The organism is Micromonospora sp. NPDC051227 (assembly GCF_044455385.1).
Classification (GTDB): domain Bacteria; phylum Actinomycetota; class Actinomycetes; order Mycobacteriales; family Micromonosporaceae; genus Micromonospora.
Genome location: NZ_JBITET010000002.1, coordinates 805,975 through 820,708 on the forward strand (window position 1 = coordinate 805,975; position 14,734 = coordinate 820,708).

The following is a 14,734-nucleotide window of genomic DNA, read 5'->3' on the forward strand; positions in this document are numbered from 1 at the left end:
GACCGGCGAGCCGGTCTGACGAACTGGGACCGGCGAGCCGGTCTGATCCACCCTGGACCGGCGAGCCGGTCTGACCGACAGGCGCGGGCGGGCGGGGCGGGAATCTTCCCGCCCCGCCCGTCACTGTTCGCGTTCGGGCAACCGCAGCAGCGGAGACCGGCCGGGTGGTTGCTCGGGCGGTGGGCCGGACGGCTCGGCCGGCGGCACCGGCACCGTCACTGGCTCGTCGCAGGTCACCCGCAGCATCTGGTCGTGGTGGCGCAGCTCCACCACGTCGTCAGGGCCGCCGTGGCGCAGCGAGTACGTCGTCTGGTGCGGCCGGACATCCACCCGCAGCGCCAGCCCGCGCCACTGGAGCGAGAACTCCAACCGGCTGAGTCGGCTGGAGAGCCGGGGGGCGAAGGACAGCCCGCCGTCGTGGTCCCGTAGGCCGCCGAACCCGCTGACCAGGGCGAGCCACGAGCCGGCCAGCGACGCCATGTGTACCCCGTCGCGGGTGTTCTCGTTGAGGTCGTGCAGGTCCATCAGCGCGGCCTCGCGCAGGTAGGTGTGCGCGAGTTCGGGGTGGCCCACCTCGGCGGCGAGCACCGACTGGGTGCACGCCGACAACGACGAGTCGCGTACGGTGCGGCGCTCGTAGTAGAGGAAGTTGCGCACCTTTTCCTCGGGGGTGAAGGCGTCCCCCCGCCAGTGCATGGCGAGGACCAGGTCGGCCTGCTTCACCACCTGCTTGCGGTACAGCTCGAAGTACGGGTAGTGCAGCAGCAACGGGTACTTCTCCGCCGGTGTGTGCGTGAAGTCCCATTCCTGGAGTCGGGTGAAGCCCTCGACCTGCTTGTGGACCTCGAGCTCCTCGTCGTACGGGATGTGCATGGAGGTGGCGGCGTCCCGCCAGCTCGCGGCCTCCTCGTCGGTGACGCCGAGGTGGAACGCCTCGTCCCGGTGGCGCATGACGACGTCGGCGGCGGCGAGCAGGTTCCGCTGCGCCATCAGGTTGGTGTAGACGTTGTCGTTCTTCACGGCTGTGTACTCGTCCGGGCCGGTGACACCATCGATGTGGAACTTCCCGTGCCGGTCGTGGTGGCCGATGGAGCGCCACAGCCGGGCGGTCTCCACCAGCAGCTCCAGCCCGATCTCCCGTTCCGACTGGGTGTCCCCGGTGACCATCACGTAGCGGCGCACGGCGTCGGCGATGTCGGCGGCGATGTGGAACGCTGCCGTACCGGCCGGCCAGTATCCGGATGATTCCGGGCCCTCGATGGTCCGCCAGGGAAAGGCTGCGCCCCGGAGGTTGAGCGTCTCGGCACGTTCCCGCGCCGAATCCAGCGTGCTGTGTCGCCACTGCAACGCGCTGCGCACCGCGCTCGGCTGGGTGTACGTGAGCACCGGCAGGACGAACATCTCGGTGTCCCAGAAGGCGTGACCGTCGTAACCGGGGCCGGTCAGCCCCTTCGCCGAGATCGGCCGCTGCTCGGCCCGCGCGCCGGCCTGCAACACGTGGAAGAGCCCGAACCGGACCGCCTGCTGCACCTCCGGGTCGCCCTCGACCAGCACGTCGGAGGCGTCCCAGAACGCGTCGAGGTAGTTGCGCTGCTCCCGGTGCAGCCCGTCCCATCCGTCGAGCCGGGCACCGGCCAGTGCCGCGCCGACCTGGTCGCGAAGCGCCGGCAGAGACCGGCGACTCGACCAGCTGTACGTCAGATACTTGATCACCCGCAGCTTCTCGCCGGGCTGGAGCACGCAGGCGATGGTGGTACGCACCCAGTCCTGATATCCCTCGGACTCGATGGTGGTGTGGTCCGGGCCGTGCACCTCGTGCTCCATGGCGGCGGCGACCCGCAGACCGGAGACCTTGGTGCGGTGGATCAGCTGGCCGCCGTCGGGGGTGGTCAGCTCCTCCTCGGCCTGGAGCGGCGACTCCAGCACCGCCGCGACCCTGGGGTCCTTGCTCTGCGCGGGCAGCGACTCGTTCGCCACCAACTCGGACTGCACGATCAGCCGCAGCGGGCCGTCGACGGCCTCCACCTCGTAGCTGATGGCGGCCACGGACCGCTGGGTGAACGAGACGAGACGGGTGCTGCGGACCTTGACCTCCCGCCCGGCGGGCGAGCGCCAGTGCAGCTCCCGGTGCAGCGTGCCGGCCCGCAGGTCGAGGATCCGCTCGTGGGCGATCAGCTCGCCGTAACGCACGTCGAGCGGTTCGTCGTCGACCAGCAGCCGGATCAGTTTGCCGTTGGTGACGTTGACGATGGTCTGCCCGGACTCGGGGAAGCCGTAGCCCGCCTCCGCGTACGGCAACGGACGCAGTTCGTAGAACGAGTTGAGGTAGGTGCCGGGCAGGCCGTGCGGTTCGCCTTCGTCGAGGTTGCCCCGCAGGCCGACGTGCCCGTTCGAGAGCGCGAAGACCGACTCCGACTGGGCCAGCACGTCCATGTCCAGCCGGGTTTCCCGGACGTGCCACGGCTCTACCGGATAGGCGCGCTCCCGAATCATCCGGAGCCTCGTTCGGCGGCGAGCGGGTCGGTAGCGGTGCGGTTAGGCGCCGGTGGGTCCGCGCGGTCGAGAAGGTCGGCGAGGTCCGTCACCACGATGTCGGCGCCGTGGGCGAGCAACTCGTCGGCCTGCCCGACCCGGTCGACGCCGACCACGTAGCCGAAGCCACCGGCGCGGCCGGCGGCCACCCCGGAGAGCGCGTCCTCGAAGACGGCGGCCTGCGTCGGGTCGACGCCGAGCACCCTGGCCCCGGCGAGGAACGTGTCGGGGTGTGGTTTGCCGCGCAGCCCCTGCGCACGGGCGACCAGCCCGTCCACCCGGGCCTCCAGAAGCGGCTCGAATCCCGCGACGGCGACCACCTCACCCCCGTTCGCGCTGGCGGTGACCACGGCTCGGCGGAGCCCGGCGGCGGTCGCCGCCTTCAGATACCGCACCGAGCCCGGGTAGACCTCGACGCCCTCGGTGCGCAGACGGTGCAGCAGCAGGACGTTCTTGCGGTTGCCCAGGCCGTTGACGGTCTCCGCCTCCGGCGGGTCGTCCGGGCTGCCCTCGGGCAGCACGATCCCGCGGGAGGCGAGGAACGACCGGACGCCGTCGGCCCGGGGGCGGCCGTCGACATAGCGGTTGTAGTCCGGGCCCGGATCGAACGGTTGGAACGGTTCGCCGGAGACCGTGGCCCGCTGGCGGAGATACTCGTCGAACGTCTGCGTCCAGGCAGCGTTGTGTACGCGGGCGGTCTGCGTCAGCACACCGTCCAGATCGAAGAGACAGGCGGTCACGTGAGCAGGTAGGCCCAGCACGGTACGAATCTATCCACCCTGCTGGGCCGGCAAACCCGTTTCGGCCACCCTGGGGTGTTTCAGTTCGGTCGCAGCGTCCAGATCACTGTCATCTCCGAGGTCGGCTTGCCGTCCTCGGTGGCGATCTGGACCGCGACGGGGAATTCCGGGCGCCGACCGGCGGCCAGCTCCTCGGTCACCTCGGCCGCCGGCCGGCCGAGTCGCGCGGTGGCCAGCACCGGACCCATGGCGAGTTTCCGGTAGGCGATCTCGGCCCGGACGGCCAACGGCACGGCCCAGTCGAGCAACTGCCCGAAGGCGGCCAGCACGACCGCGCCGGAGGCCGTCTCGCCGAGGGTGAACAGGGCGCCGGCGTGCGGGCCCCCGATGTGGTTGTGGGTGGCCGGCGAGTCGGGCAGCCGGACGACTGCCCGCACGCCGCCCTCCGCCTCGGGTGCCACCTCGACGAACTCGATACCGAGCGTACGAGCGAACGGCACCGCTTCCAGCATGCCGGCCACCACCTGGCGGGAGTCGATAGTCATGGCCTGACGTTACTAACCGGTAACCATGCCGGCAACCAGCGACTTTGCCGTCCGGGCGTGGTCAGAGGTTGCCGATGATGCGCAGAATCTCCGCATAGAAGTTGCCGTCGATGCTGCGGAAGAGAGAGAAATCCTGCCCCGGGTCGCCGAAGAACGGCCGCAACGTCCAGGCCAGCTGGGTGCCGACAAAACCGAAGAGCAGGATCCAGATGTAGAGCAGGGTCATGCTGGCCGGACGCTGCGTCGGCTCCCCGCGTCGGACCGCACGGCCGTCCCACGGGCGTTGCGCCACGTGGCCGGGCGGCAGCATGCCGGGCGGGAACGAGGCACCGGCCGGCTGCCCGGCCCACTGCGTCGGAACCTGGGCCGGGGCCGTCGCGGTGGTCACGGCACCGTTCGCAGTCGACTCGGCCACGGCGGCCCCGGCCGGTACGGCGATCGGCTCGGCGCTCTGACCGGCGACCGGCGCGGCAGTCGGCGTCGGCCCGGCGGGCACCGCGGCCGGCACGGCCTGGATCGGCGCCGGGGCGCTGGCCTGCCCGTCGACAGTGGCGTTGGCGACCTCGGGCGCGAGCAGGCCGTGGTCGTTGAGCACCTGCATCCCGCTGGTCAGGAAGCGCAACCCGACCAGCGCCGACAGGGTCAGGATCGACACGTTGAGCAGCTTGAAGAACCCGTAGTCGTTGGCGGTGATCAGGAAGAAGAGGCTGATCGGCGCGAACGCCACCGCGAGCATCGAGGTGACCGTGATCGCCACCATCACCAGCGCCAACGACTGCCGCACCGAGAGCCGGGCGCCGAAGACCAGGTTGAACAGGTAGAGCGTGGGCAGGCAGATGACCAGGGTGACCAGGAACAGCAGCGGCAGCTTCAGCGCCGAGGTCAGCGCCATCAGCGGGCTGTGGAAGAAGCCCAGCACCGCCCCGTAGCAGGCCAACGCGATGGCGGAACTGGTCAGCATCCGCCCGGTCAGGGCGTTGAGGTCACGCTCGGCCACGATCTGCTGCCAGATGCTCTCGCGATCCCGCAGGATGCGTTCGATGACGAGCGGGCTGGGACGGTCACCCGACACGGGTGCACCCCTCTCGGTGGTCTTTCACTGTGGACTGGTGGGCAGACGGTAGGGCACCGGGTGGCGGGCCCGCCACCCCGTCCGGGCAGTCGTCAGCGCCAACCCACGTCGATCCGGTCGCCGCGCTCGTCGAAGAAGTGCAGCGCGTCCATCCGTACCGAGACGGCGAGCGGGTGACCGGCGCTGACCGCCGGGTACGGCGCCAGCCGTACCGCCAGCTCCGCCGGGCGGCGGTGGTGCCGGCCCGGATCGGGGAGCACGCTGGTCTGGACGCCACTGGCCGGGGCCTCCTGCGCCTCCACCGGCTTGCCGGTGAGCCGCTGCATCACCGAGCCGAAGCGGCGCAGGCCGCGCTGGCCGACCGGCGGCGGTTCGAGCGGGGCACCCATCTCGTCCACCACGATCGCGGTCGCGCCGATGTCGAGGAACGCCAACGACTCGTGTCCGTGGTGCTCCAGGTAGCGGATCCGCCCGCGCAGCACGTCGCCGGGGCTGTCCGGAGCGACCGGGGTGAGCGCCTCGGCCCGCATGCCGACCACGATCCGCTCACCGTGGTAGTGCGCCACCGCCCGACTGCGGATGTCGTTCCAGGGCAGGTAGAGCGACTGGTCGCCGAGGTTGAGCGTGACGTACCGGTCGAGATGGACGTAGACCGACGCCTCCAGCAGGTTCATCCGTGGGCTGCCCAGGAACGCCGCCACGTAGAGCGTCGCCGGCCGGCCGTACACCTGGGTCGGTGTGCCCACGTCCTGGAGCACACCGCGGCGCATGATGGCCACCCGGTCGGCCATGGTGAGCGCCTCGGCCTGGTCGTGCGTGACGTAGACAGTGGTGACGCCCAGCTCGCGGGTCAGGCCGGAGATCTCCGCGCGCAACTCGGCCCGCAGGCCGCTGTCCAGGTTGGACAGCGGCTCGTCCATCAGGAACAGGCCGGGCCGGCGGACGATCGCGCGCCCCATCGCCACCCGCTGCCGCTGCCCGCCGGAGAGCTGACCCGGCTTGCGGGCCAGCACGTCACCGATGCCCAGCGCGCTCGCCACGTCGCTGACCCGCTCGCCCCGCGGCTCGGGCTCGACACCGGCCAGCCGCAGCGGAAACGCGATGTTGTCGCCAACGGTCATGTGCGGGTAGAGGGCGAAGTCCTGGAAGACCATGGCGATCCTGCGGTCCCGTGGGGGCAGGTCGTTCGCCACCTCCCCGTCGAGCATGACCGCTCCGGTGGTCGGCTCCTCCAACCCGGCGATCATCCGCAGCACTGTCGACTTGCCGCACCCGGACGGCCCAAGCAGCACCATGAACTCGCCATCGTTCACATCGAGGTTGATGCTGTCGACGGCCAGCGTGCCATCCCGGAAAACCTTGGTCACATCCTTGAGCGTGACGGTGCTCACCGTCTTCCCCCCCAGCGCGCGTCGGCCGAACCCCCACAAGACTGTGACCAGGATCATGGATTTATGACATCGGGTAAACGTCTCATGTTCGATCGATGACACTGCTATTACACGACAGAAGCCGGGATCAGCAGCGTGTGGACCGCTCGCCCGGCTCCCCGAGGAACACCTGCCGCACCACCCGCTCCGCCGCCCGCCCGTCGTCCAAAGTGCAGAACCGGGCCCGGAAATGCTCACGGGCCTTGGTCGCCGCGTCCGAGCGCACCCCGTCGGTACGGAACAGGTCGAGCAGGTCGGCGAAAGTGGAGGCTACCGCGCCCGGCGGTTCGGCGGTGACGTCGAAGTAGACCCCTCGGGCCAGCCGGTACGCCTCCCAGTCCGGGGTGTAGAGCACGATCGGCCGGTCCAACACCGCATAGTCGAACATCGCCGACGAGTAGTCGGTGACCAGCACATCCGCCACCAGGTAGAGATCCTCCACCCGTTGATGGCCGCTGACGTCACGAACCCGCTCCCAGTCCCTCGGCTGGCCGGGGCGTCGATCACGGTCGTGAAAGTAGTGGCTGCGCATCAGCAACCGGCCCGAGTCACCCAGCACCTGGACGAACCGGTCCGGGTCGAACGGCGGCCGGTAGCCGGGCAGGTGCTCGCGGTGCGTCGGGGCGTACAGGACGACCTGCTCGTCGGGGTCGAGGCCCAACTCCGCGCGGAGTCGGCGCACCTCGTCCGGGCTGGCGGTGATCAGGCGGTCGTTGCGCGGGTACCCGACCTCCAGCGTGGTGTACGTGGCCGGGTACGCCCGGTCCCACATCTGGGTGGAGAAGCTGTTGGCGCTGACGCTGTAGTCCCAGCGGTCCACCCGGCGCAGCAGCCCGGCGAAGTCCATCCGGCCCGCGCCGATCGGGTAGCGCTGCTGATCCAGCCCCATCACCTTGACCGGCGTGCCGTGGTGGGTCTGCAGGTGCACCTGTTCCGGTCGCTTGCGGACGAAGTCCGGAAAGTTGACGTTGTTGACCAGCCACCGGGCGCGGGCGAGCACCCGGTAGTACGCCGGCGTGCCAGCCACCACGTACTCCACTCCGGCCGGCACGGTGTCCACCCGGTCCCGGCGCACCACCCACACTCCGCGTACCCCCGGCGCCATCCGGCGGGCAACCTCGTAGATGGCCGCCGGGTTGCAGGAGTAACCCCGGTACCAGTACGCCGCGTACACCGCGAGCGTCGGGTCGACCGGCCGCCGCAACTCGGCCCGGTAGTACTCGCGCAGCAGCCCGTCCCGGGTCAACCGGGCACCGCGCCGGGCGACCGGGCCGACAGTGCGCCGCGCGGTGCGAGCCCGCCGGCGGGCGGCGTCGCGGGCCCGGCCGGCGGCCCGCAACGCACTGAAGGTGCGCCACCGGCCGGACGCGACCAGCTTGTGCTTGATCCCCTCCACCCCGTCCGGCACCGGATAGCCGCCGGCCGGCAGCCAGCGCTCGTAATCCGCGGTGATCTGCGCGAAGAACGCCTCCCGCAGCTCCGGCGCGATCCGCTGACCGTTGCCGAGCACGGTCAGGTAGTGCCAGATCATCCGTTCGAAGACCGCCGGCCGCAGGGCCTCCGTCGCCGACCCCCACGAATCCATCAGGTGGAAGACCCGGTGCCACTGCGGGAAGACCTCGAAGTGCCGGTCACCCCGGGTCCGGGTGATCGCGCCGGCGCGGCGTTGGCGGTAGTTGACGCAGACCCGGTCGAGTACGCCGATCCGGTGCGCGGCCATCAGCACCGGGTAGCTGAACGAGACGTCCTCGTACCAGCCGGGCGCGAAGCGCAGCCCCAGGTCGGCGAGGAACTCCCGACGGACCAGCCGATTCCACGCGGTGTGCAGCAGGTGCATCGCCTGCGGCCGGTCCCGCAGGCGGAAGGTGCCCGGGCCCGGCGACTCCGGAAACACCTCGGCCATCGCGCTGCGGGTGGCGGTGTCGTTCCAGTGGGTGCGGACGTGGTCGACCAGCAGGACGTCCGGGCGGCTGACCCGCAACCGTTCGGCCACCTCGGTCAGGCACTCCGGAGCCAGCCAGTCGTCGCCGTCGAGGAACCACACGTACTCGCCGACGGCCCGGTCCAGCCCGATGTTCCGGGCCGGACCGAGGCCGACGTTCTCCGCCAGCCGGACCGAGTGGACCCGCTGGTCGCGGGCCGCGTACTCGTCGATGATGTCGCCGCTGGCGTCCGGCGAGCAGTCGTCGACGGCGATCACCTCGATGTCGGTCTCCGACTGACCGAGGATGGAGTCCAGGCATTCCCGCAGGTAGCCCTGCACCCGGAAGGCCGGCACCACGAAGCTGATCAGAGTCATCCGGCAGCCCTCCGTCAGCGCGGCGCGGCACCTCCAGCGCCCGCCGGCGCCACCGACGCCCGCGCGCTACGGGCCGGTCGCACGAACCAGGCCAGGACGACGCTCACCACGAAAACCACGAGAAGGTACGCACCGAGTGTAGCCAGTCCGATACCCGCAATACCGGCGATCGCCGCGAGGGCCAGCAGCACCGAGCGCCCCTCCCAGCCCAGCGTCGCCGCGTGCAGGGGCGGTGCCGCCTGTCGCTTCTCCAGCCGGGCGGTCAGGTCGTAGTGGTGCACGGTGAGCACGAAGACGTACCCGAAGATCAGCCAGCCGGGCGCCGCACCGACCACCCCGACCGCGATGGCGAACAGGTACTCGGCGGCCCGCAGCGCCGCGGGCACCAGCCAGTCCAGCGGGCCGTTGTGCGCCGCCCCGGCACCCAGGCCGCCGACCAGCAGCACCAGCAGCGCCACCGGCACCGCCCAGCGCAGCCCCTCCGGCGCGTCGCTCAGCAACGCCCCGACCAGCAGCACCGCCGGGCCGAGCGCGGCGATCACCGCCAGGGTCAGCGGCCCCATCGGGCGGACCACCGGCAACCAGCGGGCCAGCGGTCCGTCGTCGCGGTGCAGGGTGGCGTCGACCGTGTCCAGCACCGGCACCCACATCCAGCGGGCCCGCAGCGTCCGCAGCGCTCCGGTGTACGCGAACGCCAGCACCCCCCAGACCAGCACGGCGATCAGGCTGACCAGCGGGTTGAACAGCGCCACGGTCAGCGCGATCAGCGCCCACCGCTCACCGATCGGGAAGACCACTGTCCGCTTCAGCCAGTACGACACCGACCCGGTGTCCGCCTGTACCCGGGTCGACGCCGCGTTGAGCCGGTCACCGATCCCACCGCTGGCGTTCGTCGCCGTACGCGGGCGACGGGCCGCCTCGTCGTGCAGCACCCCGTACCAGGTGTCGGTCATGTGCCGGACGGTCTGCAACGTCATCGCGGCGATCGCGAGCGCCCACCCGTTGCCCAGCCCGGCGTGGCTCACCCCGAAGCCCAGCCCGGCGTAGACCAGGTACTCCTTGGCCCGGTCCGCCATCGTGTCCAGCCAGCCACCCCAGGCGCTGAAGTGCCGGGTGTAGCGGGCCAGTTGGCCGTCGACGCAGTCCAGCACGAAGCCCAGGTAGAGCAGCACCGCGCCAGCGACCAGCGCGGGCCGCCCACCGACTCCGAACAGCACCGCCGCGCCCAACGCGAAGAGCACCGAGATCGCCGTCACCCCGGTCGGGGTGAGCCGTAGCCGGGCCGAGAGCCGGACCACGTACGGCGACCAGGTGCTGACGAAGTAGGTGGAGAAGAAGTCGTCCTTCTCCTTCACCGACAGCCGCAGCTCGGCCCGGTCCTCGTCGACAGCTGTCACCGCCGCCTCGGCAGCGGTCAGGCCGGCCGGGTCCTCGACCCGGCGGGCGACGAGCAGGCGTACCCGCTGGGCGAAGATCAGGGTGCCGAGCGCCGCGAGACCCGCGAAGAGCCGGTCCACGGCGGACCCGGGGCCACCGGCCGCGACCGACCCTCCGGACCTGGCCCCGCCGGTCGCCGGCAGCGGCGCCACGTCGCCGGCCGGGCCGATCGGGGCGGCGACGGGGAGCATCCCGGACGCGGCGGCCCGGGCGGCGGCCGCGAGAGTCGGCAGGTCGTCCACGCCGACCCGCAGCGCGCCGCCGAACACGCCGGTGGCGGCCCCGTCGAGGGCGCCCAGGGCGCCGGCGTCGACCACCTGGCCGCGCTCCTCCCGCACGGCGGTCCGACCAGGCACCGGCGGGTCGCCGAGGACCAGCGCCACAGTGGGACCCACCGGGCTGGTGGCCAGGTGCCGCAGTACGGCGGTGTGCGCGACCAGGTCCGTGCCGGTGATCAGCACCGGGGCGGTCGCGGTGGTGACCAGGTCGGACAGCTCGTCGAGGTTGGCGGCGAAGCGCACCTCGTCCGCCCCGGCCAGGCGCAACTGGGCGGCCAGCCGGTCGGCCAGCGGCTCACCGGTCGCCGTGGTCAGCCCCGCCGCGGGCGTCCCGGCGGCGAGCACGATCGCGAGCGTCACCGCGGGACCGCGGCGTGGTACGCGTCGAGCGCCTCGGCGATGGTGCCGTCGAGCGTCAACCGGCCCGCGTCGAGGTACAACCCCCGACGGCAGAACCGGGTCAGGTCCTTTTCGTTGTGTGACACCAACACCAGCGTGCGCCCCTCCCCGAGCAGACGATCAATCGTCGCGTAACACTTCTTGCGGAACTCCGCGTCCCCGACCGCGGTCACCTCGTCCATCAGCAGGATCGGGTGCGGCAGGTGCGAGATGATCGCGAAGCCGAGCCGCACCTTCATTCCCGACGAGTAGTGCCGTACCGACGTGTCGATGGCCCGTTCCACCTGCTCACCGGCGAACTCGACGATCTCGTCGAAGTGCCGCTTCAGGTAGCTCGTCGACAGTCCGTGCAGCCCACCGACCAGGTGCAGGTTCTCCCGCCCGGTCAGGTCGTTGGAAAAACCGGCGGACAACTCCAGCAACGGCGCCACCGCGCCGTGCACCCGGATGCTGCCCTCGTCCGGTATGAGCACCCCGGCGATCAGCCGCAGCAGGGTGCTCTTGCCGGTGCCGTTGCGCCCGATCACTCCGACGGTCTCGCCGGGCTGCACTGTGAACGACACGTCCCGCAGCGGCCAGAACTGCCCCGGCAGCGCGCCGCGGGCGCCCCGGTGGATGAACAACTCGCGCAGCCGCAGCTGGCGCCGACGATTGCGGACGAACCGAATGCCCAGGCCATCGGCCTCGATGATCGGCGCGGCCACCTCAGAGCTCCTTGAGCACGGCGGGCTCCAACCGGCGGAACGACCACCAACCGGCGGCCAGCACCAGCAGGCTTCCGACGATCGTGGTGGCGAGCAGTCGGGCGTCGGGGAACTCGTCCGGATACCAGATCGCGTGGTGCAGCTGGAAGATCCCGACCAGCGGGTTCAGCTCGTACACCACCTTCAACCAGCCGGGCAGCCCGGACTCCCGGACCAGGCTGAGCGGATAGATGATCGGCGTGGCGTAGAAGAGCACCCGGATGATCAGCCGCATCAGCCGTTCCACGTCGCGCATCAGCACGTTCCACGCGGACAGCAGCAGGGCGAGCCCGGTCAACAGAACGGCCTGGACGGCCACCGCCAGCGGCAGGGAGAGCAGCGACCAACCGCTGTGGATCCGACCGTGCACCGCGTAGATCACCGCGATGGCGATCAGGATCGGCAGGCCGGCCGCGTACTCGGCGAACCGGCCGGTGACCCGGCCGATCGGAAAGACCTGACGCGGCACGTTCATCGTGGTGATCAGCCGGGACTGGCCGGTCAGCGCGTTCGTCGCCTCGCTCAGCGCCGAACTGGTCCACATCCAGGCGAAGATGCCGGTGATCAGGAACAGCGGGTACGACCCGGCCGCCTCACCGAGGTGCCGACCGGTGTCCCGGGAGTAGAGCACCCCGAAGACGAACCAGTAGATGGCGCCCATGCCGAGCGGCTCGATCAACGACCAGAAGTAGCCCAGCACCGACTGCTGGTACTTGACCGCGAGATCCCGCCTGACCAGGATGCGCAGCGAGTTGCGGTGCGACCACAACGCCGCGACGCCAGAGGTCACCGCAGCCTCCCGCCTCCTGAAACGGACGACAGGTTAGCAGTCGGTGAACGATTGCCCCGAATCGACCGGACTCAGCACTCGATCACGTTGACGGCCAAACCGCCGCGCGCCGTCTCCTTGTACTTGACCTTCATGTCGGCGCCCGTCTCCCGCATGGTCTTGATGACCTTGTCCAGCGACACCTTGTGCACCCCGTCGCCGCGCAGCGCCAGCCGGGCGGCCGTGATCGCCTTGATGCTAGCCACCGCGTTCCGCTCGATGCAGGGGATCTGCACGAGGCCACCCACCGGGTCACAGGTCAACCCGAGGTTGTGCTCCATCCCGATCTCGGCCGCGTTCTCCACCTGCTCCGGGGTGCCACCGAGCGCCTCGGCCAGCCCCGCCGCCGCCATCGAGCACGCCGAACCGACCTCACCCTGGCAGCCCACCTCGGCGCCCGAGATCGAGGCGTTCTCCTTGAACAACACACCGATCGCGCCCGCCGTCAGCAGGAACCGCACCACGCCCTCGTCGTCGGCGTCCGGCACGAACCGGGTGTAGTAGTGCAGCACCGCCGGAATGATCCCGGCCGCGCCGTTGGTCGGCGCGGTGACCACCCGGCCGCCCGCGGCGTTCTCCTCGTTGACCGCGAGCGCGAACAGCGTCACCCAGTCCATCGCGTGCAGCGGGTCGGCCGTCCCGGCCTCCGCCTCCAGGCCGCGCCGCAGCTCCGCCGCGCGCCGCCGAACCTTCAACCCCCCAGGGAGTACGCCGTCCCGCTCGCAGCCGCGCTGCACGCACTCCTGCATCACCCGCCAGATCTCCAGCAGACCGGCCCGGATGTCCGCCTCGCTGCGCCAGGAACGCTCGTTGGCGAGCATCACCTCGCTGATCGACAGCCCGGTGCGGGTGGTGACGTCGAGCAGCTGCGCCCCGGTCAGGAAGGGGTACCGCACCACTGTGCTGTCCGGCTTGATCCGGTCCGCCCCGGCCGCCGCCTCGTCCACCACGAACCCGCCGCCGACGGAGTAGTAGCTGCGGCTGCGCAGCTCGGCGCCGGCCCCGTCGTACGCCACGAAGGTCATCCCGTTCGGGTGGTACGGCAACGACCGGCGGCGGTGCAGCGTCAGGTCCCGATCCGGGTCAAAGTCGATCTCGTGCGCGTCGAGGATGTTGAGCCGCCGTTCGGCCCGGATCCGCTCGACCCGAGGACCGACGGTGTCCGTGTCGACCGTCTCCGGCGACTCGCCGGCCAACCCGAGCAGCACCGCCGGACCGCTGCCGTGGCCGTGCCCGGTGGCACCCAGCGAGCCGAACAGCTCGGCCTGTACCCGCGCCGTGTCGCTGAGCAGCCCGTCGGCCTTCAGCCCGCCGACGAACGTCCGCGCGGCCCGCATCGGCCCCACAGTGTGTGAGCTGGACGGCCCGATACCGACGCTGAAGAGGTCGAAAACACTGATCATGGCTGCGCTTCCTCGCCGTCGTCCCGGCGTACGGGACCCGGCCGGGTCGTGACCGCCGGTCTGGCGGCCCCGATGGTGACCGTCCGGGGTATGGGGTGCCGGCCCTCCGGGGTGTGGAAGGCCGATCAGCCAGCCTACCCGCCCAGCTCACCGCCCACCCGGTCCGGGACGTGAACGCCCGACCACCGTCTCCGGCCCGGCGGCGGCGCGCGGTGGGCGGTGGTCGGGGCGGGGAGGCGTCAGCGGGGGGCTGCCCGGGTAAAGCACCTACGGGTCCACGGGTTGTCGCTCCTCCTCGGGACCGAGGGCGAGGTGGCCATCCCTTTCTACCGTGGATTGCAGACGCGGCGCACCGCCGCAGAGTGGGAGTACGACGATGAGTCGCAAACTGGTCCGGCCCCGCGAGGGGCGCATGATCGCTGGTGTCTGCGCCGGCCTCGGACGGCGGTTCGGCATGTCGGCCGGAATGGTCCGGCTGCTGTTCCTGCTGTCGCTGCTGCTGCCCGGCACGCAGGTGATCGTCTACCTGATCCTGTGGGTGCTGATGCCGAACGAGGACCGCTACCTGGCCTCCACCGGACACTGATCTCGCCCCGCGCACCCGACGTAAGCAGATCTTGGACAGTTTCCGTCACGCGCTGACTGTGCTGTCCCGAGACATGTGTCAAGGGGAAGTCCCGATAGTTGTGTCATGAGTTGTTGATCAAGTTGTGTGGATGAGGCTGATGTAGGACCGGTCGGGGGTGAGGTGGAAGTGGCCGAGGGGTTGGCCGTCGCGGTGGTAGACGGTGATCCGGTTTTGGTCGCGGATGGCAGTGACGGTGGTGCCGGCGTGGGTGGTGCCGACGCTGGTGCGGTGTCCGGCGACGGAGATGGCGCCGGTGTTGCCGACGAGGCAGCGGTGCAGGGTGGCGTCGGTTTGTATGGGCAGGCTGGTCGGCCCGCCGAGGCTGGGTGCGTTTGTCCATGCCTGGGCGGGGGTGGCGCGTTGGGGCAGGGCGCTGTGGCGTCGTTCGGTGTTGTAGTA

General features: G+C 70.8%; 11 protein-coding genes and 1 pseudogene. 1 reads left to right on the forward strand and 11 read right to left on the reverse strand.

The window, feature by feature from the left end:
• Positions 1-120: 120 nt before the first annotated feature.
• The 10 genes from ACIA47_RS07865 to ACIA47_RS07910 all read right to left on the reverse strand — a co-directional run bounded on the left by ACIA47_RS07865 (position 121) and on the right by ACIA47_RS07910 (position 13,707).
• Positions 121-2,493 (reverse strand): glycoside hydrolase family 65 protein, encoded by a 2,373-nt coding sequence (locus ACIA47_RS07865; protein ID WP_396706345.1) that lies wholly within the window; start codon positions 2,491-2,493, stop codon positions 121-123.
• The gene (locus tag ACIA47_RS07870; RefSeq protein WP_396706347.1) at positions 2,490-3,293 is read right to left on the reverse strand and encodes an HAD family hydrolase; all 804 of its coding nucleotides are present in this window, start codon (positions 3,291-3,293) and stop codon (positions 2,490-2,492) included. Before ACIA47_RS07870 ends, ACIA47_RS07865 begins: the two co-directional genes overlap by 4 nt.
• 59 nt (positions 3,294-3,352) lie before the next feature.
• Positions 3,353-3,817 (reverse strand): DUF4442 domain-containing protein, encoded by a 465-nt coding sequence (locus ACIA47_RS07875; RefSeq protein ID WP_396706349.1) that lies wholly within the window; start codon positions 3,815-3,817, stop codon positions 3,353-3,355.
• 61 nt (positions 3,818-3,878) lie between these two features.
• Positions 3,879-4,889, reverse strand: coding sequence for a hypothetical protein (locus tag ACIA47_RS07880; RefSeq protein WP_396706351.1), 1,011 nt, complete (start codon positions 4,887-4,889; stop codon positions 3,879-3,881).
• 92 nt (positions 4,890-4,981) lie between these two features.
• Positions 4,982-6,280, reverse strand: a complete 1,299-nt coding sequence (locus tag ACIA47_RS07885) for an ABC transporter ATP-binding protein (protein ID WP_091397356.1) — start codon at positions 6,278-6,280, stop codon at positions 4,982-4,984.
• Positions 6,281-6,407: 127 nt separating this feature from the next.
• Complete coding sequence (locus tag ACIA47_RS07890; RefSeq protein ID WP_396706353.1) at positions 6,408-8,618, reverse strand: CDP-glycerol glycerophosphotransferase family protein; 2,211 nt, start codon at positions 8,616-8,618, stop codon at positions 6,408-6,410.
• A 14-nt stretch (positions 8,619-8,632) separates the two neighbouring features.
• A complete protein-coding gene (locus ACIA47_RS07895) occupies positions 8,633-10,693 on the reverse strand; it encodes a DUF5941 domain-containing protein (protein WP_396706355.1) in 2,061 nt (686 codons plus the stop codon).
• Complete coding sequence (locus tag ACIA47_RS07900) at positions 10,690-11,436, reverse strand: ABC transporter ATP-binding protein (RefSeq protein ID WP_112581808.1); 747 nt, start codon at positions 11,434-11,436, stop codon at positions 10,690-10,692. The genes ACIA47_RS07895 and ACIA47_RS07900 overlap by 4 nt, the downstream gene beginning before the upstream one ends.
• A gap of 1 nt (position 11,437) precedes the next feature.
• Positions 11,438-12,265, reverse strand: coding sequence for an ABC transporter permease (locus ACIA47_RS07905; RefSeq protein WP_203126454.1), 828 nt, complete (start codon positions 12,263-12,265; stop codon positions 11,438-11,440).
• 71 nt (positions 12,266-12,336) lie between these two features.
• Entirely contained in the window at positions 12,337-13,707 is a 1,371-nt protein-coding gene (locus ACIA47_RS07910; protein WP_396706358.1) for an L-serine ammonia-lyase, read from the reverse strand.
• 376 nt (positions 13,708-14,083) lie between these two features.
• Between ACIA47_RS07910 and ACIA47_RS07915 the strand changes: the two genes are divergently transcribed.
• Complete coding sequence (locus tag ACIA47_RS07915; RefSeq protein ID WP_030486383.1) at positions 14,084-14,293, forward strand: PspC domain-containing protein; 210 nt, start codon at positions 14,084-14,086, stop codon at positions 14,291-14,293.
• Between the two features lie 117 nt (positions 14,294-14,410).
• Here the strand turns inward: ACIA47_RS07915 and ACIA47_RS07920 are convergent.
• A pseudogene (locus tag ACIA47_RS07920) lies at positions 14,411-14,734 on the reverse strand (hypothetical protein); the annotation flags it as partial.